This is a genomic window from Lapidilactobacillus gannanensis, assembly GCF_003946675.1.
Lineage (GTDB): Bacteria > Bacillota > Bacilli > Lactobacillales > Lactobacillaceae > Lapidilactobacillus > Lapidilactobacillus gannanensis.
Window position 1 is genome coordinate 1 of record NZ_RHOT01000012.1, and the last position, 24,724, is coordinate 24,724.

Below are 24,724 nucleotides of genomic sequence, written 5' to 3' on the forward strand. Positions count from 1 at the left end.
GTGTGGTAACTATAAGAATAGGTCTTCATGGCCTTTTTGGTCTAGTCATTTAGGTGTTGCACTTCAATTTTAAATCCGGCGTGAATAAATGAATAAAAAGTTACGCCAGTAGTTGTCTTCTTTTCAAGAAATGGCTATGTTGGAAATAATGATGTTAAGTTTGACCATTTCCCGGGCAGATCTAACAACAGCGAGGTTTTATTAAAAAATGGAGGTTACGCCTAATGTTGCACTACCAAGAGCGAGCATTTCGCATCATGCAATTAACTGACATCCACATTGGTTCATTCCCCTTTGTCACGGAGGATTTACAAACCTTGGCCGCTATCAAAAAGGCCGTACTGGCCGTTAAGCCGGATTTAATCATGGTCACCGGTGATCTGATCTGGTCCGATGATGTTGAGCAACCTGAGCGAGGTTATCAAGCCTTGGTTGAATTATTCAATCAATTACCTTTCCCAATTGCCGTGACTTATGGCAATCATGATGCGGAGGATACCATGACCCGAACTCATCTACGCCAATTAGAAGCCGGACTAAAATATCGGGTTCCTAAACAGCACGCCTTTGTTGATGATCGTGATAAAGAAGCTTACACGTTAGAAATCACTGATGAGCACGGTTTAAGCCACGTACTGTATGTCATTGATACTGGTAACCACGCCCCAGGCAGTCAAACAGCCTATGACTACCCTTCTGCACAACAAGTTACTTGGTGGCGCCAAACACAAGCTGACTACCAAGCCAACCAAGATCGACCAATACTTGACTTAGCTTTTATCCACATTCCACTGCCTGAATACCAACAAGCGGGCGAACATCAATTAGCGGGGTTCTTTTGGGAACAAAACCCACGTGTTTCCTGTGGCCAATTGAACTCGGGACTTTTTGCTGAGTTAGCTCAGGATGACCAGTTAAAAGCCGTTTTCTGTGGCCATGATCACGACAACAATTTTGTTGGCACTTATTTAGGCAAGCAACTGATTTACGGGAACGTTTCTGGATATAATTGTTATGGCGATTTACCTCGTGGTTATCGTCTGATTAATTTGCAACCCGACCAATTTACGACCGCAGTAATTCCCTATCAATCCTAAACAAGTACCGCCACTTAGGCAGTCACTAGGGACCAATCTAATTGTTTAAAGTAATCTAAATTACTAACGCGTTCTACTTAACACGCATACTTTTAGCGATTAAATGCGGACCCACCCGACAACTTCAAATAATATCTACTGCCAAAATAAGCCTGTGTGGCAATCCCCAGTTAAACTGGAAATTGCCACACAGGCTTTATAATTACCGTCATTTATTTTTTTAATTAGTGCCGAGTTAATTCTGGGTTGTTAATCTGGTCGCCGATAAGCTCATTGCTGGCTGATTGTGCTTAGCTATTATTTGCCAACAATGGCATCAATTTGAGCCAACTCTTCAGCTGCAAAATCCAAGTGATTTAGTGCTTTGAGGCTATCTTCAAGTTGGCTTAAGCGTGAGGCACCTACTAGCACACTGGTAACAGTTGGTTGCCGCAAATTCCATGCTAGCGCCATTTCCGCAAGGCTTTGTCCCCGATTTTGCGCAATTTGATTTAACTGCTGAACTTTATTGATAGTCGCTTCAACATTTTCTGGGGATAAGAAAGGACTTGAAGAACGGCCAGCTCGAGAATCAGCTGGAATACCATTTAAGTAACGATTAGTTAACAGCCCTTGTGCTAACGGACTAAAAGTAATCGCTCCTAAATTTTCCTGGGTTAAAACATCAGTTAAACCGTCTTCGATCCAACGATCAAACATGTTGTAGCGCGGCTGGTGAATAATAAACGGTGTGCCCAATTTCTTGAAGACCTTGGCAATAGCTACTGTTTGTTCAGCCGAATAGTTAGAAACACCAATATAGAGTGCTTTGCCTTGACGAACTAATAAATCCAGTGCGCCCGCTGTCTCTTCAATTGGCGTATCTGGATCTGGCCGATGATGATAGAAAATGTCAACATAGTCCAGTCCCATTCGTTGCAAACTCTGGTCACAACTGGCAATAATATTCTTCTTTGAACCCCATTCACCATAAGGGCCTGGCCACATATAATAACCAGCTTTAGAGGAAATCACTAATTCATCCCGATACTGTCCTAATTCTTCCCGTAAAATTCGGCCAAAATTACGTTCTGCCGAGCCGGCCGGTGGTCCATAATTATTTGCTAAATCAAAATGAGTGACGCCACGATCAAAGGCGCCACAAAGAATTTCTTTCTGGTTGCTTAGTCGGTCAACATCACCAAAATTATGCCACAGGCCTAGAGAAATTGCTGGCAATCTTAAACCCGATTGCCCCACATGACGGTATGGCATTGTTTCATAACGTTGTTTGCTTGCTTGATACATACTTTCACCTCAATTATTAAGACTAATGCTATTATAATTGAAACAACTGCTTTATTAAAGCGATTTCAAATATTCTTCATTAACGTTGACTACTAAAAGCTCGCTGTTTCTTAAAACGACGTTTAGCAGTAATGGCTAACAAACTAATATCACCAACCAGTAAAAAGATCATTGAACGACTAATAAATTGTGTGCCAGTATTGGTAATTAAGCCACTACCAGTACTACTCAACATTTGACTAACAAATAAAGCCGCCGCCAAAATCAACAGAATCAAGTTCAGCCCAGCAAACCGATAAGCCAGGTTACGCAATAACTTAGCATTAAGCAGACTAAAAATAACAATCACAATTGGCAAAAGAATCAATAATTGACCGACTAGTTTCAGCAACGTTGCGGAAACCACAAAATTACTACCTAACTGTTGACCGCCACTAGCCAACAATAAATGTGCCAAACTGGCCGTGCCTTGACTTTGAATAAAACTTTGACCAAAAGCGCCTAATAAACTAATAAAACCAGCAATAACAGCTAACCAGCCTGTAACACCCAATTTAGCCAGTTTCGGCAAATGCAACTTACTTAAGGTTTGCGTTAATTTGCTAAAAAAGTGATGTTGGTGCTGACCTTGCGACTGGCCAGCATCCGAACTGGGCGCTACTTTAGTTGAATGTTGCCGCTGAGTCCGCGATAAAGGCTGCGCTGAATCTTCACCCTGATTGTCGGCCTGATCAGTCTGGACCTTGAATTGCCGAGTCGCCTCTGGATCAGTCGCAGCTGCTTTTAACGCATAGCCACAATGAGCACAAAATAAATCTTCTGGTGTCACAATTTGACCACAACGCGGACAAAAATGAGCATCACTAGTCCGCTGTTGCGAATTTAAATCTGGTTGCTCTTGCCATTGTTCAAATTTTCTTTGCATGATTTTACTCCTGAAAAATTCATTCTAAAAATATCAAGCCATAAAACTAGTTCCTCTTTCATTCTACACAAAATAAGTTATTTGTCCGTTTTTTTATGAAAACTTGCTTAAAAATTAAAGATTTGCTATGCTAACTATAAATATTAAACGATTTGCCACCGGGCGAGAGCGTACTTATTCCATTAGGTCATGTTGGAATAGGACCCTCTCGTTTTTTTGTTTGATCGCAAATCAAGGAGGAAAATTATTATGTCATGGCTATTTTTAGTTTTTGCAGGAATATTCGAAGTTGTTTGGGCGACGACGATGAAATTATCCCACGGATTCAGTAAATTGCCTTTCACCTTAGCCACTATTTTCGGTATGATCGCCAGCTTTTTACTGCTGGCGCAAGCAATCAAGAAATTGCCGATGAGCCTTGCTTACCCGGTTCGGACTGGTATTGGCGCCGTGGGTGCGATTATTGTTGGCGTGATTTTATTCAAAGACCAATTGAGCCCTCTGACTTGGGTTTTTGTCATCATGCTACTTGTGGGTATTATTGGCATTAAAGTGACTAGTGGTCATTAAAAATTAATTCTGGCATTAATAACCGTGAGCGCTAAAAGTAAGCTCAAGCTAAATTAAGTTGCAGAAGTACCCCCCCAAAAAAAAAATTTTTTGTAAATTGCCTAATTATAAATAGTTATTTACTGATAAAACAACGCCCTTACATTCATTCCATCATGAATGCCACTATCCTACAAGTGGCAATTTAGTCATAAATTCGCCAATAAAAAAAGCCGTCATTTCTGACGACTTTTTTTGCTGCAATATCTTAACGTTTACGTTCTGGGATACGAGCAGCTTTACCACGTAAGGCACGTAAGTAGTACAATTTAGAACGACGTACACGGCCAAGACGGATAACTTCGATTTTTTCAACCCGAGGTGTGTGTAATGGGAATGTCCGTTCAACACCAACGCCGTTACTGATCTTACGAACAGTATAAGTTTCGCTAATGCCAGTACCATGACGCTTGATAATAACGCCTTCAAATAACTGGATCCGTTCGCGAGTACCTTCGACGATTTTAGCGTGAACACGGATTGTGTCCCCAGCACGAAAATCAGGAATATCTTCCCGTAATTGACTCTTGGTAATGTCTGAAATTAATTGATTCATACCAATTTCTCCTCTTCATCCAACATTCTTACCTTGTTTCTAAACCAAGACAGCGGAATATTGTTGCTATGTGGTCCTACCACAATATTAAATAATATCACAAATCGTTAAAGCTTGACAAGTCATCCCGTTGATTTAATTGCCGAACTAATTTCTGAATGGTCGGATCAGTAATTTTTTCTAATAAATCTGGTCGTTCTTTTAAGGTTCGCCAAACGGCAGCTTTTAAACGCCATTCGGCAATTAATGGATGATTGCCATTCGTCAACACAAATGGTACCGTTTGCCCCTGATAATCAGCTGGTCGCGTATATTGCGGATATTCCAATAAACCTTGGGCAAACGAATCAGTTGCTGCCGATTCTTGTTTACCTAACACACCAGGAATTTGCCGGGCGAGCGCATCAATCATCACCATTGCTGGCAGTTCACCGCCAGTAACCACATAATCACCTAAAGAAACTTGATCCGTCGCTAAATCATAAACTCGTTGATCAAAGCCTTCATAGTGACCACAAATAAACGTCAAATGCTGGCATTGCGCTAATTCAACTGCATAAGCATGGTCAAATTGGCGACCACCAGGATCCAAAATAATTGTCCGATCAGAAGGCCCATGTTTGGCCGTCACATCATTTAGCGCCGCTGCAATTGGCTGAACTTGCAACAGCATGCCAGCACCACCACCATATGGTGTGTCATCAACATGATGCTGCTTATTTGTAGTAAAGTCACGAAAATTTGTAACATCAATTTTTAAAATACCATTTTCCTGTGCGCGGCCAATTAAAGACGCTTGCAGGGCCCCGAACATTTCTGGAAATAAACTTAAAATATCAATTTGCATGATGTGACTCCTTAATCATCCAAGCCAGCTGGCACTTCAACATAGGCCATTTTGGCAGCCAAATCAATTTTAAGAACAACTGATTTTAGATAGGGCAATAACAGATCAGCCTTTTTCGGGCGTTTGATCACCCAAACGTCATTGGCTCCCGGCGCCAGAATTTCTTTGACCACACCGATAGTTTCGTTAGTTGCTTGTTCAACTACCGTTAAGCCAACAATATCACGATAATAATACTCACCAGGTGCCAAACGATGCTGTTCAGCCTCCGTCACATATAATAAGTGTGTTTTCAATGGTAAAACTTGATCTAAGTTATCGTAACCAGTAAAAGTCAACAAATGCATTTGTTGCTGGCGACGATGGGTTTTAATCGTCAATTCTTGATAACGATTGCCGCCGATCTGCACAAATAAAGTCCGCCCGATCTTAAAACGTTTCTCAGGAAAATCAGTTGTTGCCAGCACTTTTACTTCACCACGAACACCATGGGTATTCACGATTCGACCAACTTCGTAGTAATTTTCTGCCACGATTGTTTCCTCCACAATTGTCTATCTCAGTTATTTTAATTCAAAAAAAGCTAGGATAAAGAAACTTTATCCCAGCTCAATCGTCCTAATTATCAAGAATATTTAAACGAATTCGTTTACCATTATCCAAACGAATACCATAAATCAACGTCCGAATTGCCTGAGCGACCCGACCTTGCTTACCAATAATTCGACCGATATCTTTGCGGTTAACCGCTAAATTGTAGGTCACAAAATGACTATCTGCCGTAGTTGCAATTGATAATTCATCAGGTACCATGATTAACGGTGTAACAATAGCGCTGATCAAATTTTTAACTGCTTCCGTGGTCATCTGCTACTACTTCTTTTCGAAACGAGCTTCGTGATACTTCTTCATAATGCCTTGTGTTGATAACAAGTTACGAACAGTATCTGAAGGTTGAGCACCCTTTTGTAACCAGTCTAAGATAACATCTTCGTCCAATTTCAGTTGAACTGGTTCTGAGATTGGGTTGTAGTAACCAACTTCTTGAATGAAGCGGCCATCACGAGGTGCACGTGAATCAGCAACAACTAAGCGATAGAATGGTTTACGTTTTGAGCCCATGCGGCGCATACGAATCTTAACAGTCATAATTTAATTTCCTCCTAAAATAACTAACACAAAATAATATACCAAATCTTGGCACCGATGTAAAGTGTTTTTTCTTTACATCTAGAAATACTTGACACAGAAAATACGTTAAGGCCTAGCATAGTGGTAAAACGGGACAGGTTCTGACTGCATTCCTGCTGCTTGTAGTGGAACGCTGCCGACATTGATCTGAGCCAATTACAAACCAAATTGCCTCAAATACAGGTCTTATTGTAAGTGCTAAAGCACCAACAATAATTTGGCTACCACTCGCCCAGGATCGGGCGCAAATTAAAACCATTGGCTGGCGACAAAATCCCTCCATTCCGTCAGGAGTTGAGGTAGTACGCTTCAACTTTGTTGGTTGTTAAGGTGATTTTCGTGGAGCCGAGCGGCTTAATTCGAATTGTCGTCATAATTGAACAATATCACCAAAAAAGTCTGTTTGACAATTTTCTGGTTTAATTCAGAAGTATTATCAAACAGGCTTAGTGGTTTACTTCAATCTGCTTTTCTAAACAGTGGTGCTCAGTTCTGTTAGTTTACTCAGGTGGTTGCTGGGCGATTGTTCTGGCGTGGAACGCTGTGGCCGTCGATTTGAGCTTATTGCTAGCGCAACAATCTCAAATTCGAGGCTTATTCTAAGCGATAAATCGCTAAGAATAATTTCACAGCTGACGCCAATCGCCCAGCAACCACCAATCAAATTGGGAGAATTCTACTAACACTGCCAACCATTACTTAGACTTAAATCGTTTAACTTTCTTTAAACGTTTCTTCTTGTTCTTCTTCTGTTTACGTACCATCGAATTCATTGCCATTTTGCCCATACGTCCTTGAATGCCGTCGCCGAGCATCCCCTCCATGCCAGAGAAGTTACCCTTAGACATTTTGGTCATCATTTCGCGGGATTGTTTGAATTGTTTGATCATCCGGTTGACTTCTTGGACATTGCGGCCAGAACCAGCGGCAATTCGGCGGCGGCGACTAGGATTCAAAAGATCAGGATTCTCGCGTTCCTTAGGCGTCATTGAATAAACGATTGCCTTTAAGTGATCAATATCCTTAGGGTCCATTTTGACATTTTTCAATGCTGGATTGTTCGCCATTCCGGGAATCATTTTCATAATTTCATCCAATGGCCCCATGTTTTGAAGCTGGCTCATTTGATCAACGAAGTCATTGAAGTCAAAACTATTTTCCTGAATCTTTTGGGCCATTTTCTCAGCCTGATCAGTGTCATAGTCCTGTTGAGCTTTTTCAATCAAGCTCATCATGTCGCCCATTCCGAGAATGCGATCAGCCATTCGATCAGGATAGAAGACATCTAATTGGTCGAGCTTTTCACCCTGCCCAATAAATTTAATTGGTTTACCAGTGACGGCTCGAATTGATAACGCCGCCCCACCACGAGTGTCGCCATCTAACTTGGTCAAAATAACCCCAGTGACGTCGAGTTGCTGATTGAACCCATCGGCAACCTGAGTCGCAACCTGACCAGTCATCGCATCGACAACTAATAGGATCTCATTTGGTTGAGCCAAAGCCTTAATACGGGCCAATTCATCCATTAATTGTTCGTCAATTTCCAGACGACCGGCCGTATCAATGATCACGTAGTCATTTTTATTTTTATCGGCTTCGGCCAAACCTTGCTTGACAATATCAACTGGGTCATGATCAGTTCCCATTTCAAAAACAGGGACATCTAATTGTTGACCAACTGTTACCAACTGGTCAACTGCGGCTGGTCGATAAACGTCGGCCGCAATCATTAAGGGCCGTGCATGCTCTTGCTTCTTTAAGCGATTAGCCAATTTACCCGCAGTGGTTGTCTTACCAGCACCTTGTAAACCAACCATCATAATGATTGTTGGAATATGGGGAGACTTATTTAACGGTACGGCAGCTTCACCCATAACTTTAACTAATTCATCATGGACGATTTTAATCACTTGTTGCGCTGGCGTTAAGCTTTCCAGCACTTCTTTACCTAGTGCTTGGGTACGAACTGTTTTAACGAAATCCTTAACCACGTCAAAGTTAACATCGGCCTCCAGGAGTGCCAGCCGAACTTCACGCATTGCTTCGCGGATATCATTTTCATTGATCTTACCTTTACGGCGTAAACCGCTAAAGGCATTTTGTAATCGTTCTGTTAATCCTTCAAAGGCCATTTATCTTCAACCATCCTTACTGAGAATCAATTAAGTGTTCAAAATCTTTAAGTAGTGACTTTAATTCGGCATCAGTTTGATAACGCTGGGAAACCACGCGATTCAATTGATTAACCAACGTCACTTGTTGCTGAAAATGCGCCATTAAATGCAAGCGATCTTCATAACTTTGTAGAATTTTTTCGGTCCTCTTGATATTATCATAAACTGCCTGCCGACTCACTTCAAATTCAGCAGCAATTTCACCTAATGAGTAATCTTGGCCATAATATAAATCAAGATAAGTCGCCTGCTTGGAGGTCAGTAAGGACTGATAAAAATCGTAAAGTTCATTAACGTGTTCGTTGGGCACCAGATTCATTTTAATTAGCCGCCTCATCAATTAAGCCCTTAAATAGGCCGTAAACAAATTTTTCGGCATTAAAGGCCTGCAAATCACCAACATGTTCGCCTAAACCAACTAGTTTAACTGGCAAATGTAGTTCATTTCGGATTGCAATGACAATGCCCCCCTTAGAACTACCATCAAGTTTAGTCAAGACAATGCCGGTAACATCGGTCGTTGCTTGGAACTGTTTAGCTTGATTTAAGGCATTTTGCCCAGTCGAAGCATCTAAAACTAATAACACTTCCTGTGGCGCTGCTGGTAACTCACGCACAATTACTCGTTTCATTTTGGCAAGCTCATTCATCAAGTTCACTTTGTTTTGCAAACGGCCAGCAGTATCAACCAATAACACATCATAGTTTTCGGCTTTAGCTTTTTTGACTGCTTCAAAGGCAACTGAAGCTGGATCAGCACCAGGTTCAGATTTAACAATATCCACCCCAACACGACGGGCCCATTCAGCCAGTTGCTCAATTGCACCGGCCCGGAAAGTATCACAGGCTGCTAACAGGACTTTTTTGCCTTCAGCCTTTAACTGAGCTGATAATTTACCAACGGTGGTAGTTTTACCAGCACCATTAACGCCCACAAATAGGAAAACAGTTGGGCCAGCAGTTGGTGCGGCAAAATGAAGCTGGTTGTCTTCTTCGGCACCAGCATCACCGTATAAATCAACCATTTTTTCAACGATGACCAAACCCACTTGTTTTTTGGTCTTGGCATTTTGTAATTTAACTTCGTCACGTAATTGATTGCTGATCGTCATTGCCGTTTCAAACCCAACATCAGCTTCGATTAGCATTCCTTCCAGATCTTCAAAGAAATCTTCATCAACCGAACGAAAACCTGCTAAAAATTCATTCAACCGTGCTGCAAAACCATGGCGACTTTTAGCCAACCCGCGGTCATAGTCGGTCGTGGTTTCGTCAGTGGTCGTGGTCGCACTAGTTTCAGACGTCGCACTTACTACTGAAGTTGGCGTCACTAAGGATTCTGAGGTGGATTCAGCATCAACCGATGTTGTTGAGGTTTCGTTAGCAGCTGATGTTGCCACAGTTGATGCCTGTGTTGCTAGCTTAGTTGCTTGGCTGGTTAATGATTGGTCGCTTGACTCTGGTGCAGCACTGTCTGACGCAGCTTGTTCAGCTGCTGGTAGTGCTGATTGCTCGTCAGCCTGCTTATTCTCATTAGTCAGCGATGTTTGGGTAACCACTGACTTTTCTGTAGTCGCCGATGTTGATGCAGCTTGACCTGTAGCTGATACTGTCTCTGACGTACTCAAATCAGCCGTTGTCGAACCTGATGCCGAGTTTTCCGTGTCATCAGCTGCAACTGTTGCTTTTTTTTCAGTTGGTTCAGTTGACTCGGCTTTACCGCCGCCAAATGCTTTCTTAACCCGATCGAAAAATCCCATGAAGTTCCTCCCTAAATTAGTTGTTTGAGATCCTGTTGTTTATTGTCCACTGACAGATACAGCTTGTTGATCAAGGTCCGTTAGTGACACGCTGATGATTTTGGAAATACCTGATTCTTGCATGGTCACGCCATAGAGCCGGTCAACTTTAACCATGGTGCCTTTACGATGCGTAATGACAATGAACTGCGTTTGTTGCTCATAATGTTGTAAATAATTCGCAAAGCGGTCAACATTTGCTTCATCCAAAGATGCTTCAACTTCGTCTAAGATACTAAACGGTGCTGGCCGTACTTTCAAAATAGCAAATAGTAATGTAATCGCTGTTAAGGCGCGTTCACCACCAGACAGCAAACTTAAATGTTGCAACTTTTTACCAGGTGGCTGCGCATTGATCTCAATTCCGGTAGTTAATGGATCACTTTCGTCAGTTAAATCAAGTTGCGCCTGGCCACCACCAAACATTTTTGGAAAAATATCACGAAATGCCTGGTTAACCGCAGTAAAGGTTGTTTGAAAACGGCGACTAACCTCTTGATCCATTTCAGTCATTGTTGCTAATAACTGTTCACGGGCTGCAATTAAATCCGCCTGTTGTTTAGCCAAAAATTGATAACGCTCATTCACTTCAGCAAATTCTTGAATAGCATCTAAATTCACCTGACCGATATCGGCCAAAGCCATTTTAACTAATTTTATTTGCTGTTGTAACTCCGACAAAACAACCTGCTGTTGCTGAGCCTGCTGATAGGCGGCCTCAAAGCTTAATTGATAAGTTTCACTTAAGCGAGTTAAGCGTTGACTCATGGCGGTTTTTAATGAATTAACTGCCACGGCAACTTGCTCCTGTTCTTTTGCGGTTTGCTTCTGTAATTGATAACAACGTTCAGCTTCTGGCTCCAAAGTGGTCAAAGCTTGACTAGCTGTCGTTCGATCAGCCTGTGCCCGTGTTAAAGTGGCTTGCTGACGACTAATTTGTTCAGTTAAATCCGCTAGCTGCTGCTTTATGGTATCAATGTCTTGTTTACTTTGAGTTGCTGTCGCCGTCAAATCAGTCAGTGTTTGTTGTAACTGTTGCTGCCGCTCCTTTTGTTGTTGCAAAGTTTGTGTCTGCCGTTTAGCTAGATCCTGTTGATTTTGCAAAGTGGTATTAACGACCGCTAACTGAGTTTTTAATTCACTAATTTCTCCTGTTAAAGTCTCCTTTTGACTATTGAAATTAGTTAACCGTTCCTGAAGTTGATCAAGCTGTGCTTGCACTTGCGTCACTTGTTGGGCCAGTTGCTCCTGCTGATCTTTCGTTGTTGCGATCTTCGCAACTAAGTCAGCTTGTTCAGTTTGTAATCGTTTAGCCGTTAATTGGCCAACTTGTTGTTCTCGCTGTAAGCGACTTAATTGTGCTTGTTCTTGCTGGGTTTGATCTTGGATATGACTTAATGCCAGTTGTTGCTTTTGTTGGGCTTGCTCAGCAATCGTGACTGCTTCACTAGCTGCCATTTGGTGCTGTTTAGTTGTGGCTAAGTGCTCTTTCTTTTGATTTAAAGATTGCTGTAAAGTCTTCAATTGTTGCTGCTGATCAGCCAACTCCTGCTGTCGATTCAATAATCCTTGGCCTTGCTGCTTAAGGCGGCCCCCCGTCATGGCACCCCCTGGTGAAAGGATATCGCCTTCCAAAGTGACAATTCGGGTTTGAAAATGAATTGCTTTAGCAATTGCCGTAGCTGTTACCAGATTAGTTGCTAGAAGAACATTTCCTAGTAAATGTTGTAAAATCTTTTCAAGTCCAGGAGCAATTTTAATTAAATCCGCACCGACACCCAGAAAACCAGGCAGCTGTTGTGCCGTTTGTAAAACATGTTGTGCAACTGAGCGGCTTTGAATCGTTGTTAAAGGCAAAAATGTGGCACGGCCCAAACGGCGTTCTTTCAAGAAGTGAATCGCTTGACTAGCGCTTTGGGTGTCTAGACAAACAATTTGTTGCAGCTGCGCACCTAATACTTGTTCAATCGCCACTTGATAATCACTTGGCACTGTCAGTAAATCAGCAACAGCGCCCTTCAAACCAGGTAATTGATTCTTCGGGTTCAAAACAGCTCTGACCCCTAAGTAAAAGCCGCTATGATCAGTAGTTAATTCTTGTAAACTCTGATAACGTGCTTTTAATTGCTGAAACTTTTCTAATTGTTGGTACCATACTTGTTGTTCTTCGTTAGCTTCATTTTCTAATTGTGTAAACGCTAATTTGGCTTGTTGTAATGCGGCGATTTGTTGATCAAGCGTCTGCTGCAAATCAGCTTCTTTTTGCGTTTGTTGTTGACAAATCGTTGTCTGCTTGGCCAATTGTGCATCCTGTTGCTGTTGATCAGCAGTTTGCTGTTGCATTTGGTTAGCCAAACGCGTTTGACTATCTTCTAAATGAACCAATTCATTACGATTAGTAGTTTGTTGCTGTAACAATTCAATGTAGTCACCACGTCGTTGAGTCAATTGAGTGGCCAAATCGTCTTGATTCTCATTGAGTTGTGTCTGCAACTGCCGCAATTGTTGTTGTAAATCCTGCTGCTGCTTAGTCGCTGCCGCAACATTGTCAGTAGTCGTTTGTAAATTAGCAGTTTGCTGGGTTAAATTAGTTGCCAACTCCGCCAATTGCTGCTGGGTCGTGCTTAAGCTCGTATCATGATAACTAGAACGTTCTGTGGTCAAAGAAACCTGACCCTTTAATTGCTCCTGTTGACGCGTCTTTTCTAAAAGCGATTGCTGCTGACTTTCAATTTTTTGGTTAATCACGGCCAATTTTTGACGCAATTCACTTAAATTCTGATTTGCTTGTTGGGCCTGTTGATCGATTTTGTCAGAAATCTGTTGTAATTCAGTTTGACGCGTTTGCTTAGCAGTTTGTTGTTGCTGCAAATCAGCCAATTCCAAAGCCAAAATTTGTTGATCAAGTTGATCATACTGCTTTTTTTGACGTTGATAATCAGTCGCTAGACTGGCTTGTTGACGTAATGGCTCAATCCGACTTTTTAATTCGGCATAAATATCCGCAACTCGATTCAAATTTTCATTGGCGGTCGCTAGTTCAGCTTCAGCCTGCTGCTTTTGCTGCTTATATTTATAAACACCAGCCACTTCTTCAATAATCATCCGTCGTTCTTCTGGCTTACTATTGAAGATTTCTTCAACCCGCCCCTGAGAAATAATCGAGAAAGAGGCCTTGCCCATACCTGCATTCAGAAACAAATCACTGATATCACGTAAACGACAGCTTTTCTGATTAAGATAAAACTCACTGGTACCATCGCGAAACAATCGCCTGGTCACAGACACGGTAGTTTGATCAGTCGTTAATTCATGGTTACGATTATCAAAAATTAAAGTGACCTCAGCCCGATTTAATGGTTCTCGCAACGCACTGCCAGCAAAAATAATATCCGGCATATGACTGCCTCGTAAACTTTTAGCTGATTGTTCGCCCATCACCCAGCGAATAGCTTCAGTAATATTACTTTTACCACTGCCGTTAGGACCAACAATGCCAGTGACCCCTGTTGTAAAGTCAATGGTCGTTTTGTCAGCAAAAGATTTAAATCCATTAATAATTAGTGATTTTAGCGGCATGAATCATCCAACCTATTCCTCATTGATAACATGATATTTCAACAATGCACTTTTAGCAGCCGCTTTTTCGGCTGTTTTTTTATTCTTACCTTCACCCTTGGTAACCAGCTGACCATCCACCTGCAACTCAACGATGAATTGTTTATCATTTTCATCACCAACTGTGTCTAACACCACATATTCAATCTGGCGTTCGCCATCGCGCTGCAAATATTCCTGCAATCTGGTCTTAAAATCCACATCAGAGGAATATTGTCCAGCGTCAATTTTAGGGAAAAGTATTTGTTTGAGAAACGCGACTACTGCGGGCATACCTTGATCAAGATAAAGAGCGCCATTGAACGCCTCCCAAACATCTTCTAACAAGCTGGGACGTTCCCGCGAGCCCATTCGTTCCTCACCGACACCTAAGTTGATATAAGGCTTAAACCCAGCTTCCAGTGCCAAATTGCAAAAACTTGATGACTTAACAATTGCGGCTCGCATTCTGGTTAGCTTGCCTTCTGGTAAATGTTGGTAATTTTCAAATAAATAATCTGAAACAGCTAGTTCCATGACGGCATCACCTAAAAACTCTAGCCGCTCATAATTACCATAACCTAATTCTTTATTTTCATTGGCAAATGAGGCATGCGTAAAGGCTGCATCTAATAAAGATAAGTCTTTAAACTCCACACCGTACTTTGCTCGCAAAGCCGTCGTAAATTCGGCAGCGACCATAAAACCTCACTCCTTAATTAATTAGCCTAACCTAAATTCAATCATAATCCTGAATACTTCAATTATACCCTAAATCAGCGTTTTTGTGAGGTGACACTCACGTTTTCCCAACCAATAGTCGGTGCTAATGAAAATCCTTTTACACGCTGATTAACTGCACGAACATCACAACTTCCAGTCGTTGGTACAACATAAGCAGCTTGGTTCATATAAGTTTGCCAAGTACGAAAAGCCTGAACCCGTGTCGTCGTATCAAAAGCAGCAACATCATCAATCGCGGCTAATAATTGGTTATTTCTCTTCGTGACAAAGCGACTGAGATTAAAACTAGCCGTTTCTGAATATAAATCAGCTGGCGAAGGCTCGGTCGATAAATCCCAAGCGGCTTCAAAAAAGTCAATATCCGGATCATCATTCATTAACTTGTCGTAAAAGCTGTTCGCTTCTAACAAGCGACCTGACGTTAATTTAACATTTAGCCCCAGTTTATGCCATTCAGCCAAATAAGTTTGCACCATTTCCTCTTTATGCGTACTATCGCGCTTAACTGCAAAATGGAGAACTAATGGTTTGCCATTTGGTTGCACTCGCCATTTGCCGGACTTGCGATACCCAGCCTGATCCAAGAGTCGGGCAGCTTTAGCTGGATCGTAATCATAGCTAGCCGCCTGATCATTGTAGTATTGCTTAAAAGCCCGAGGAATCAAAGTATTGATTTTAAATTGCCAACCATTGGTATACTGACGCGATACTTGTTGAACGTTCATACTATAAATAATGGCCTGCCGCAAAGCCTTTGTTTGCAACTTATTATGTTGATCCATCACATTTTTGCCATTTTTGTAGCGGCCTACTTTAAACGCTAGATAACGATAACTTAACGATTTATCGCCGATGAATTTAGTATGCGTATCTGATTGTAATGCTGTAAATTGTTCATCGGCAACAGTAGCAACATCATATTGGTGTTTTTGCATGACTTGAACCACTGAATTAGGCGACACCACATTATAAGTAATCGTAGCTAACTGTGGCTTGCGACCATAATAATAAGGATTCGGTGTCCAAACTACTTTCTGCCCAGTTTCCACACTTTTAACTTGGTAGGGGCCATAATACAGCGGGGTTTCACGAATTGCGGCACTATTGCGGACCTGATCAAAGGCAATTTGCCGGAGCTGATGACTAGGACTTGCATATTCCCAAAAATAGCCATTGCCACTTTGGGTCATTCCGGGCTTCATTGCTAAATAATGAATCACCACTTGATTGCCTTGAGCACCAGCCGGTAGTTCAATGCCGGAAATATGGTCAGATTGACCGGCATGATAAGCCGCCATGCCCACAATCTGCGCCAATGAATTCGTGTAACGCTGGCTTTGACTTTTAGGATTGGCAATTAGCAAATACGAATACAAAATATCCTCAGCAATCAAGGGCTGACCGTCTGACCAACGGACCTTAGGATTAATCGTGATTGTCACCGTTTTAGCAGCAATATTCAAAGCCAAATTAGCGGCGCCACCATCAATAATGCGGTAATTATCATCAAACTTGAATAAAGGTTCATTACCTGGGTCAGCAATAACTTCATCATTTTTGTCAGTCACGAAAGCTTCATTGAAAATCCCCTTAAAAGGTGACCAAGAAACTAATGCATATTTAAAATGACCACCACTTACTGCTGTGTGCTGATTATGCACACCGACTGGTAACTTAGCCAAAGTTGTGCCTTGATAATTACCGGTTGACTTGGTGTCATCATCATGACGCTGACAACCAGCTAGCAAAATTATTCCCATACAGAAGGCAACTAATAACCCTAGCTGTCCTGACTTCCACTTCATCATCGAAAACTCCTTACAAAAATAAAGCGTGCCAGCACTGGTTTTCCACTGATCAGTAATGATAAAATCCGGACAATTCTGAGAAGAATCGCCCGGATTTTATCATTGAGTAGGACCAGCCACCTCTTGCAGGCACGTTTACAAAATAATATTTGACTGTTCGGCACAATTAAGTTCTGTTACCAGCCAGCTAATAACACTTAATTATTTCGTTTGGTGGGCAAAAACATAGTCAACGGCATCCCCAACAGTTTCTAGTTTTTCCGCATCGTCATCAGGAATTTCACCGCCAAAAGTATCTTCTAATTCCAGCACAAATTCAACGAGATCAATTGAATCAGCTGCTAAGTCACTCTTAATATTAGTGCTCGCAGTAATCGATTCTGGTGCAACTTCAAACCGGCCAGCAATTAATTGACTGATTTTTTGTAAAATTTCTTCTTTAGTCATGATGGTCCTCCTATTTGATTGGATTAGCTTTTAGAAAAGCAATCATCTGATGAATCGTTTGTTGTTGTAACATTTCGCGTATCTGACCAATGGTTGACACAACCGCGCCCTCATCAGAACCACCATGTGTTTTAATGACTGGCGCATTTACACCTAATAACACGGCGCCACCATTGGCTGACGTACTAAATTTTGTTTTGATCTGACCTAAGGCTGGTTTAATCATTAACGCACCTAATTTTGCTCGGGTACCACTGTTAAGCAAAGCTAACTTGATTTGTTTCATTAATAAACTCGCCATACCTTCAGTCGCTTTCAAAACAGCATTACCAGTAAATCCATCAGTGACAATGACATCGGCTTTATTAGTTAATAGATTGCCCGCTTCAATATTACCAACAAAATTTAAAGCAGTGTTTGCTTGTAAGCGTTGATATACTTCTTGGTGCAGACTATCACCCTTGTCAAATTCAGTACCATTATTCAGTAAACCAACTCGCGGTTGAGCAATTTTACGAATATCGCGCGCATAAATTGACCCCATGATTGCCCACTGTTCCAAGTAACTTGCCTTGCTTTCAGCATTTGCGCCTGCATCTAACAAATTGACTACATTGGTCACATCAGTTGTGGGCAAGGTTGGCATCAATGCTGGCCGTTCGACGCCCTTGATCCGACCAATAATAAAAATTCCGGTTGCTAATAAGGCACCAGTGTTACCCATCGAAAATAAGGCCTCAGCCTCGCCTTGTTTAACAGCCTGAGCTGCCATGACCATTGATGAATCTTTTTTGGTCCGAACAGCCTTAACCGGTTCATCTTCGTTCGTGATTTGGCTATCTGCCTGCACAAAAGTTAAGCGCGTACTGTTTTGAACAAGTGGCTTAACTTTTGCTAAATCACCAAATAAAATAAATTCTAAATCAGGCCATTGATCACGAGCCTGTTCAACTCCCCTGATCACGACCTCTGGTGCATGATCGCCACCCATGGCATCTACTGCTATTTTCATGATACTTTCATCCCCGCTTAGTCAAAGTTATCTGCTGCTTGTTGTTGCTGCAAATACTGCGCCAATTCATAGTGCGTTGTTTGCGTCAATTTCGGATCTTCTTTAAAAATTGCTTGGACCTCCAAGCGGGCGGTTAAGAGAATATTATTATTAGCGACAGGGTCACCTAATCTGAATTCCGGTATGCCTGACTGCTTATCTCCAAAAATATCACCTTGGCCCCGTAATTTCAAGTCCGCTTCGGCCAAAACAAAACCATCATTGGTTTGGGTCATGATTTCCATTCGTTTAACAGCCACTTCATTTTGTGGATCCGCAATTAGAAAACAAAAGGCTTGCCGTTGTCCACGACCAACACGACCACGAAGTTGATGCAGGGTCGCTAATCCAAACCGATCGGCGTTATAAATAATCATCACATTGGCCTCAGGTACGTCAACACCGACCTCAACAACTGTTGTAGCCACTAAAACTCGGATTTTTCCTTGAGTGAAAGCCGCCATAGTTGCTTCTTTCTCAGCCGTGGGCATTTGTCCATGGAGCAAAGCGACTGACGTCTGGGAACCAAAGTATTTCTGTAACCGTTGATAAAGATCTTCAGCATTTTTTAAGCTGACCTGATCAGATTCGCTGACTAGTGGTGCCACAACAAATGCCTGATCACCAGCGGCTAACTGGCGTTGCGTAAATGCAAATGCTTCATTAGCTTGATTGATTTTCAACCAGCTTGTTTGAATTGGCCGTCGACCAGCTGGCAACTCATCAATTGTTGAAATATCCATTTCACCGTAGGTCGTAATCGCTAAAGTTCGTGGGATTGGCGTCGCCGTCATTGCCAAAATATCTGGGTTAGGTCCCTTTTCTCGTAAAGCGCGGCGCTGATTAACACCAAACCGATGTTGTTCATCTATTACTGCGAAACCAAGGTTTTTATAAGTAATCCCCGTTTGAATTAAAGCTTGGGTGCCAATAATAATATTGGTTCGTCCAGTTGCTACTTCAGTTAAAACTTGGTTGCGAGCGGCTGTTTTTAAGGAACCAGTCAATAAACTAACTCGAACATGCAGCGGTGCAAATAACTTGGTTAATTTCTGATAATGCTGCTCGGCCAAAATTTCCGTAGGCACCATTAAGGCCGCCTGGAAGCCGGCCGTTACGGCTGCGAACATCGCGATTGCTGCCACCACAGTTTTACCAGAACCAACATCACCTTGCAACAAACGATTCATATGATGGGCATCTTTTAAATCAGCACAAATCTCGTTAACAACTCGTTTCTGAGCAGCCGTTAATTCAAAAGGCAGCGTCTGAATAAATTCTTTTAGCGCTCCTAAATCATAGTTCAGCTGTAAACCAGTATCGCTATTATGATTCTGAACGCGCAATGATTCAATTTGTAATTCAAACAGGAAAAATTCGCGAAAAATCGCACTACGCCGAGCCTGCAACGATTCTGTCTGATTTTTAGGAAAATGCATTTGCCGCACTAATTCCTGATCGTTGAGCAATCGATAATGTGACCGCACTGTGGTCGGAATAACATCAGGCAGCAAATCATGATATTGGTCGTAAGCCTCTTGGATCAAACTAACTAGTTTTTTCTGACGAATATTTTTATTAACTGAATAGATAGGATCTAACTCATTTTTAGTGGCGGCAGTGATTACTTTCATCCCCACAACACTTTTTTTAGTTAAATTCCACTTACCATAAACGGCCACTTCTTCATCTGGCTCAAACTTATCTTTCAGCCAAGGCTGATTAAAGAAACTAACAATGACTGCCACTTGATCAATCAACAGCCGCACTGACAAACGAATTTTGTGCGGGCCAAAACGGCTGATCACTGGTGGACTAATTACTGTTCCCTTAAACAAGGCTTTTTCCTGATCAACTAATTCAGCCAGGGGACGTGACTTTAAATCATCATAGCGAAAGGGAAAGTAAAATAACAACGATTTAATTGTCGTGATTTTCAAATCAGCCAAAGCAGCAGCAGTTTTGGGACCCACGCCACTTAAAATAGTAATTGGATCTGTTAGTTGCATCATACTTTCCCCCCCTCATCAAAAATAACATGACAAAAGTGGTAAAAAAGGTTGCCATAAACTAGTCTGCACACCTTCTTTACCACAATTTTAACGCTAATTATTCAACTGAAATCAAATATGGGTAAACTGGCTGATCACCTTGGTGAATTTCAACTTCAATTTCATCATCCTCAGCACTGACAGCATCAGAAATAGCTTGTGCTTCATCTTTATTACCAGATTGACCAATGATGATGGTGACAATCTCACTATCTTCATCAAGCATTTTGATAACCGTTGCAATTGCGGCACTTTGACGATTAGGATCATCTACCAGAATCTTACCATCAACGATGCCCATGTAATGACCCTTGTAAATTGCTAAGCCATCAATCTCAGTATCACGGATTGCTTCTGTAATTGAACCACTCTTGACTGTTGACAACGCATCAGTCATTTCAGCTTGATTATCAGCTAAGCTAGCTTCCGGGCTGAAGGATAATAAAGCAGTCATCCCTTGCAAAATTGACTTACTTGGCACAATTGCAACTTCTGCCTTAACAACTTCAGCAGCTTGTTGAGCAGCTAATAAAATATTACCGTTATTTGGTAAAACTAAAACTTTTTCTGCATTGGTCGTATTGATTGCATCAACGATATCTTGAGTACTTGGATTCATCGTTTGACCACCACTAAGCACATAAGTTGCACCTAAACTCCGGAAAAGATCAGAAACACCTTCGCCAGCAGCAATCGTCACAATACCCCATTCCTGTGGTCCCTGTTGTTCTTTCTCATCCGATTCAATAATACTTTCATGTTGAATCCGCATGTTATCAATTTTTATTTTAGCCAAAGTCCCGAAATGTTGACCATAGTCTAAAACTTGCCCGGGATTCTCAGTATGCACGTGAACTTTAACAACTTCATCATCAGCAACAACCAAGAGTGAATCGCCAATCTTACTGAGATATTCACGGAAGTCATTAATATCAAATGGCTTTGTTGGTTGATCACCTTGACCAAGTTCAACCATCATTTCTGTACAATAGCCATATTGAATATCAGCAGTTGATAGTTGGCTTTGGGCAGATTGGTGATGAGTCGCATTGACCATCTCGTTCATTTCAGTTTCATCAGGTACATAAGCATCGGCATCAGAAGTGTCGCCAGTTAAGCCTTCTAGGAAGCCTTCATAAATAAAGACTAAGCCTTGGCCACCGGAATCCACAACCCCGACTTCTTTTAGAACAGGCAATAAATTAGGGGTATTGGCTAATGACTTCTTTGATTCAGCCACTAATGCTTGCAATATTTCAACAATATCATCAGTACTATTAGCCTTGATCAAAGCCGCCTTAGCCGCTTCACGAGCCACTGTTAAAATAGTTCCTTCAACTGGCTTCATCACTGCTTGATAGGCTGTTTGAACGCCACCAGTTAATGCATCTACTAAATCTTGAGCAGTTAAGGTTGTTTTACCAGCCATACTTTTAGCAAAGCCACGGAAAATCTGGGAAGTAATTACACCAGAATTACCACGGGCACCCATTAATAAGCCCTTGGCAAAAGCTTGTGCCAATGTGCCAACATCAGTTGCAGCAGATTCATTAACTGCTTTAGCACCTGATTTAACTGTTAAATTCATATTGGTCCCGGTATCACCATCAGGTACTGGGAAAACATTCAGCGAATTAACAAATTCAGCATTGACGCCCAAACGATGAGCGGCCACGCGAACCATATCTTGAAACTCTTTATCTTTTATCTCTAACACTTTCACAATTGTTCCTCCTGATGACGAAAATCTGACTCAATTAGTCTAATTCGCCTAGTACTTTGACGCCCTGTACAAAGACGTTGACTGAGTTTGCAGCCATACCTAACATTGACTCAAGATTGTACTTCACCTTATCTTGAACATTGCGGCAAACTTCAGAGATCTTAGTGCCATAGGCAATGATGATATAGACATCAATTGCCACTTCATCATCCTGCTGCCGAACCACGACACCGCGAGAATAATTTTCACGTCGGAGAATTTCATTTAAATTGTCGCGGATTTGATTCTTACTGGCCATCCCCACAATTCCATAAATATCTGTTGCAGCACCGCCAACAACGGTAGCAATCACGTTGTTAGCAATGTCAATTTCGCCATATTTTGATTTGATTTTGACTGCCATGTGGCGCCTCCTCAAAATGATTTACTTTAATTGATTCATATAGTGACTATTATAGCATTCCACAATGTATTTTAGCATAATCAGCCATCATTTCAAAATCAAGCTTTTCGCTCACATCAGGAAACAATATTTTAGCCTAAACTTACCAAATAATAAAATAATTTAATTGTTCCCAGCAACTATTCTGAACTCTTTCGCGTAAAAAGTCTGGGGACCTCTTGCGCAGAGACAGGTTTTATGATAAATTAAATCAGTGAGCTTTTTAAAGCAGAATAACCAATGAAGGAGGTTCGAAAATGGCTAAAGATTTTATTACAGGACGTAAAACAAGTTTCGGCAACAAGCGTTCACATGCGTTGAACTCTTCACGCCGCTCTTGGAAGCCAAACCTTCAAAAGGTTCGTATTTTAGTTGACGGCAAGCCTAAACGCGTTTGGGTTTCTGCTCGTGCACTTAAATCAGGTAAAGTAACTCGTGTCTAATTATTAAAGTTAATAAGCGATGCGATATAAACCTTATGGCTAAGTTTTCTATTCATTTAGAAAACTTAGCCTTTTTTCGTGGCATAAATAAACAAAATTTGTAGTCAGGTACTTCAGAGAACCAACACCCTTTCAGAGCGAACAACAGGCGGTTAGTCGCTAAATATTAACATCAAAAAAGCGCAATTCTGATGAATTACGCTTTTTTGATGTTAGGCCGAACTGGTCATCTTTTGCGAACACGCTGCAGCTGTATAAGTCATTTTATTTTTAGAAAAACTAATTAATATTCACTGGCAAGTCACCGTCCATTGATCATACGCTAAATTGATCATCAACCAACTCACTTTTTTGCCACTTAATCACGGCTTAAAATTACGGCGACGATGCCAGTTTCAAACGTAAACCAAGCCGGTTTCTCCGGTAAAAACTCATTACTTGACCAGGAAGTCGGATAATCAGCTTGATAATTCGTCAAAGGATACTTAACCTGACGTAGAGTTAAGCCAGTCACTGGTGTCAAACTGACAAATGATAAATAACGATAGTCTGTCTGATAAGGCAACTGGTAAGCGCCAGCACTAAAAAAACGCACTTCATTTTTTTGATCAATTAATCGAACACGATCAAGCCACTGACGGTAAGCTGGCATTGTCATCATAAATAAATTGACTAATTCATGATCTAGGCGACCACCAGTGCCGGCAAACAAAGCAACTTGGTCGGCTTTTAGATCTGTACAAGCGGTTTGGACCGCCCATTGCGAATCTGTAAAGTCCTTTTGTGCTTGCGCATACCGCAGATCATGAACTTGCCGGTCAACCAAACGACGTTCAAAAACTGATAATGAATCAAAATCACCGAGACCAATTGCTGGCGTAATTCGCTGCTGAAGCAATGCGACGATCCCATGGTCGACGCCAATCCAAGTCTCACTGCGGCGTGCTTGATAAACAGCCGCCGGCACTAAATTTTGGGGGCCACCTAGCATGACATTTATGCGATTCATTAATTAGTTCACCTCAATCATAATCAATTAATAATGACAAAATTATTACCGATAAACAGGTTTTTGCGCCGTTATTTCTTGATACATTTGTTGATAGTCAAGATAGCGAAAATTCGCAACCTCACCTGCAGCAACGGCTGCCTTAACTGCACAGCCTGGCTCTTGCAAATGTAAACAACCGCGGAAGCGACATTGATCTGCCAACGCCACAAACTCAGGAAAACAGCTAGCCAATTGATTTGCAGCCAACATGGTTAATTCCAATGAAGAAAAACCGGGTGTATCAGCAATCAAACCATGTTTGCCAAAGGGATACAAGGTGACCGTTCGCGTAGTATGCCGTCCACGATTAAGACTTTGAGAAATTGCTGCCGTCGGTAAATTTAATTGTGGAAATAACTGATTAAGCAAAGTAGACTTGCCGGCACCAGACTGACCCATAACCATCACTTGCTGCTCTGCAATCAAATTTAGTAACCCTTCAAAATTAGCCGCTTGTTCCTGCTGACCCACGATTAAATCATAACCAATTTTCTGGTACGTCACCCAAATTGGTTGTAACTTTGCCAACTCAGTCGCACTTAACAAATCAGTCTTGCTGACATAGATAATGGCCTTAATTCCTTGCGCCGCCAAATAAACCAAATAACGATCTAATAAATTTGTGGAGAATGCCGGTTCCGCCGCACTAATCACAACCACAGCCACGTCAATATTCGCCACTGGTGGCCGCACCGATTGATTCTGGCGTGGTTCAATTTTTAAGATATAAGCATCAGCAAAATCGACTAGGTCACCGACAATTGGTTTAATTCCCTGCTTACGAAAGTTACCACGCGCGCGAGTCCGAACCACACTACCAGTAGTGGTTAATACATCATAGAAACCACTAATTGATTTAATGATTTTTCCTGATTCGAT

At 41.7% G+C, this 24,724-nt stretch carries 23 protein-coding genes; 3 read left to right on the forward strand and 20 right to left on the reverse strand.

The genetic code is table 11. From position 1 onward, the window contains the following. Window positions 1–224 precede the first annotated feature (224 nt). Window positions 225–1,097 carry a metallophosphoesterase family protein gene (locus EKM81_RS04645; protein WP_125649072.1) on the forward strand — a complete coding sequence of 291 codons (873 nt, stop codon included), beginning with the start codon at window positions 225–227 and terminating at the stop codon, window positions 1,095–1,097. A 297-nt stretch (window positions 1,098–1,394) separates the two neighbouring features. Here EKM81_RS04645 and EKM81_RS04650 read toward each other — a convergent pair whose 3' ends face one another. Continuing rightward, window positions 1,395–2,384, reverse strand: a complete 990-nt coding sequence (locus EKM81_RS04650; RefSeq protein WP_125649075.1) for an aldo/keto reductase — start codon at window positions 2,382–2,384, stop codon at window positions 1,395–1,397. Window positions 2,385–2,463: 79 nt separating this feature from the next. Beyond that, window positions 2,464–3,309 (reverse strand): zinc ribbon domain-containing protein, encoded by an 846-nt coding sequence (locus tag EKM81_RS04655; RefSeq protein ID WP_125649078.1) that lies wholly within the window; start codon window positions 3,307–3,309, stop codon window positions 2,464–2,466. A 249-nt stretch (window positions 3,310–3,558) separates the two neighbouring features. Here EKM81_RS04655 and EKM81_RS04660 point away from each other — a divergent pair, with 249 nt between their 5' ends. Next, window positions 3,559–3,879 carry a DMT family transporter gene (locus tag EKM81_RS04660; RefSeq protein WP_125649081.1) on the forward strand — a complete coding sequence of 107 codons (321 nt, stop codon included), beginning with the start codon at window positions 3,559–3,561 and terminating at the stop codon, window positions 3,877–3,879. Between the two features lie 247 nt (window positions 3,880–4,126). On the opposite strand, the gene rplS is transcribed toward EKM81_RS04660, so the two are convergent. The 16 genes from rplS to EKM81_RS04740 all read right to left on the reverse strand — a co-directional run bounded on the left by rplS (window position 4,127) and on the right by EKM81_RS04740 (window position 22,312). Next, a complete protein-coding gene (gene rplS / locus EKM81_RS04665) occupies window positions 4,127–4,474 on the reverse strand; it encodes a 50S ribosomal protein L19 (RefSeq protein ID WP_164509209.1) in 348 nt (115 codons plus the stop codon). A 97-nt stretch (window positions 4,475–4,571) separates the two neighbouring features. Then, window positions 4,572–5,321 carry a tRNA (guanosine(37)-N1)-methyltransferase TrmD gene (gene trmD, locus EKM81_RS04670; protein ID WP_125649087.1) on the reverse strand — a complete coding sequence of 250 codons (750 nt, stop codon included), beginning with the start codon at window positions 5,319–5,321 and terminating at the stop codon, window positions 4,572–4,574. A gap of 11 nt (window positions 5,322–5,332) precedes the next feature. After that, window positions 5,333–5,854, reverse strand: a complete 522-nt coding sequence (gene rimM, locus EKM81_RS04675; protein WP_125649090.1) for a ribosome maturation factor RimM — start codon at window positions 5,852–5,854, stop codon at window positions 5,333–5,335. A gap of 85 nt (window positions 5,855–5,939) precedes the next feature. After that, window positions 5,940–6,188, reverse strand: a complete 249-nt coding sequence (locus EKM81_RS04680; protein WP_125649093.1) for a KH domain-containing protein — start codon at window positions 6,186–6,188, stop codon at window positions 5,940–5,942. Window positions 6,189–6,194: 6 nt separating this feature from the next. Then, window positions 6,195–6,470 (reverse strand): 30S ribosomal protein S16, encoded by a 276-nt coding sequence (gene rpsP, locus EKM81_RS04685; RefSeq protein WP_125649096.1) that lies wholly within the window; start codon window positions 6,468–6,470, stop codon window positions 6,195–6,197. 737 nt (window positions 6,471–7,207) lie between these two features. Next, window positions 7,208–8,647: a signal recognition particle protein gene (ffh, locus tag EKM81_RS04690; RefSeq protein ID WP_125649099.1), complete on the reverse strand. Its 1,440-nt coding sequence runs from the start codon at window positions 8,645–8,647 to the stop codon at window positions 7,208–7,210. Between the two features lie 16 nt (window positions 8,648–8,663). Beyond that, on the reverse strand, window positions 8,664–9,008 hold the full coding sequence (locus EKM81_RS04695) for a putative DNA-binding protein (protein WP_125649102.1): 345 nt from the start codon (window positions 9,006–9,008) through the stop codon (window positions 8,664–8,666). 1 nt (window position 9,009) lies between these two features. After that, window positions 9,010–10,449, reverse strand: coding sequence for a signal recognition particle-docking protein FtsY (ftsY, locus tag EKM81_RS04700; protein ID WP_125649105.1), 1,440 nt, complete (start codon window positions 10,447–10,449; stop codon window positions 9,010–9,012). A 39-nt stretch (window positions 10,450–10,488) separates the two neighbouring features. Then, on the reverse strand, window positions 10,489–14,067 hold the full coding sequence (gene smc, locus EKM81_RS04705) for a chromosome segregation protein SMC (protein ID WP_125649108.1): 3,579 nt from the start codon (window positions 14,065–14,067) through the stop codon (window positions 10,489–10,491). A 12-nt stretch (window positions 14,068–14,079) separates the two neighbouring features. Next, window positions 14,080–14,787: a ribonuclease III gene (gene rnc, locus EKM81_RS04710; protein ID WP_125649111.1), complete on the reverse strand. Its 708-nt coding sequence runs from the start codon at window positions 14,785–14,787 to the stop codon at window positions 14,080–14,082. Window positions 14,788–14,861: 74 nt separating this feature from the next. Further along, window positions 14,862–16,637, reverse strand: a complete 1,776-nt coding sequence (locus EKM81_RS04715) for an oligopeptide ABC transporter substrate-binding protein (RefSeq protein ID WP_125649113.1) — start codon at window positions 16,635–16,637, stop codon at window positions 14,862–14,864. Between the two features lie 201 nt (window positions 16,638–16,838). Next, window positions 16,839–17,084, reverse strand: coding sequence for an acyl carrier protein (gene acpP, locus EKM81_RS04720; protein WP_125649116.1), 246 nt, complete (start codon window positions 17,082–17,084; stop codon window positions 16,839–16,841). A 10-nt stretch (window positions 17,085–17,094) separates the two neighbouring features. After that, window positions 17,095–18,096, reverse strand: a complete 1,002-nt coding sequence (plsX, locus tag EKM81_RS04725; protein ID WP_125649119.1) for a phosphate acyltransferase PlsX — start codon at window positions 18,094–18,096, stop codon at window positions 17,095–17,097. 17 nt (window positions 18,097–18,113) lie between these two features. Further along, window positions 18,114–20,144, reverse strand: a complete 2,031-nt coding sequence (gene recG / locus EKM81_RS04730; RefSeq protein ID WP_125649229.1) for an ATP-dependent DNA helicase RecG — start codon at window positions 20,142–20,144, stop codon at window positions 18,114–18,116. Between the two features lie 100 nt (window positions 20,145–20,244). Then, the gene (locus tag EKM81_RS04735) at window positions 20,245–21,870 is read right to left on the reverse strand and encodes a DAK2 domain-containing protein (RefSeq protein WP_191987264.1); all 1,626 of its coding nucleotides are present in this window, start codon (window positions 21,868–21,870) and stop codon (window positions 20,245–20,247) included. Between the two features lie 73 nt (window positions 21,871–21,943). Beyond that, on the reverse strand, window positions 21,944–22,312 hold the full coding sequence (locus tag EKM81_RS04740; RefSeq protein ID WP_125649125.1) for an Asp23/Gls24 family envelope stress response protein: 369 nt from the start codon (window positions 22,310–22,312) through the stop codon (window positions 21,944–21,946). A gap of 296 nt (window positions 22,313–22,608) precedes the next feature. Between EKM81_RS04740 and rpmB the strand changes: the two genes are divergently transcribed. Beyond that, window positions 22,609–22,794: a 50S ribosomal protein L28 gene (gene rpmB / locus EKM81_RS04745; RefSeq protein WP_125649127.1), complete on the forward strand. Its 186-nt coding sequence runs from the start codon at window positions 22,609–22,611 to the stop codon at window positions 22,792–22,794. 358 nt (window positions 22,795–23,152) lie between these two features. On the opposite strand, the gene EKM81_RS04750 is transcribed toward rpmB, so the two are convergent. After that, window positions 23,153–23,803: a thiamine diphosphokinase gene (locus tag EKM81_RS04750; protein WP_225420177.1), complete on the reverse strand. Its 651-nt coding sequence runs from the start codon at window positions 23,801–23,803 to the stop codon at window positions 23,153–23,155. Window positions 23,804–23,848: 45 nt separating this feature from the next. After that, entirely contained in the window at window positions 23,849–24,724 is an 876-nt protein-coding gene (gene rsgA, locus EKM81_RS04755) for a ribosome small subunit-dependent GTPase A (protein ID WP_125649235.1), read from the reverse strand.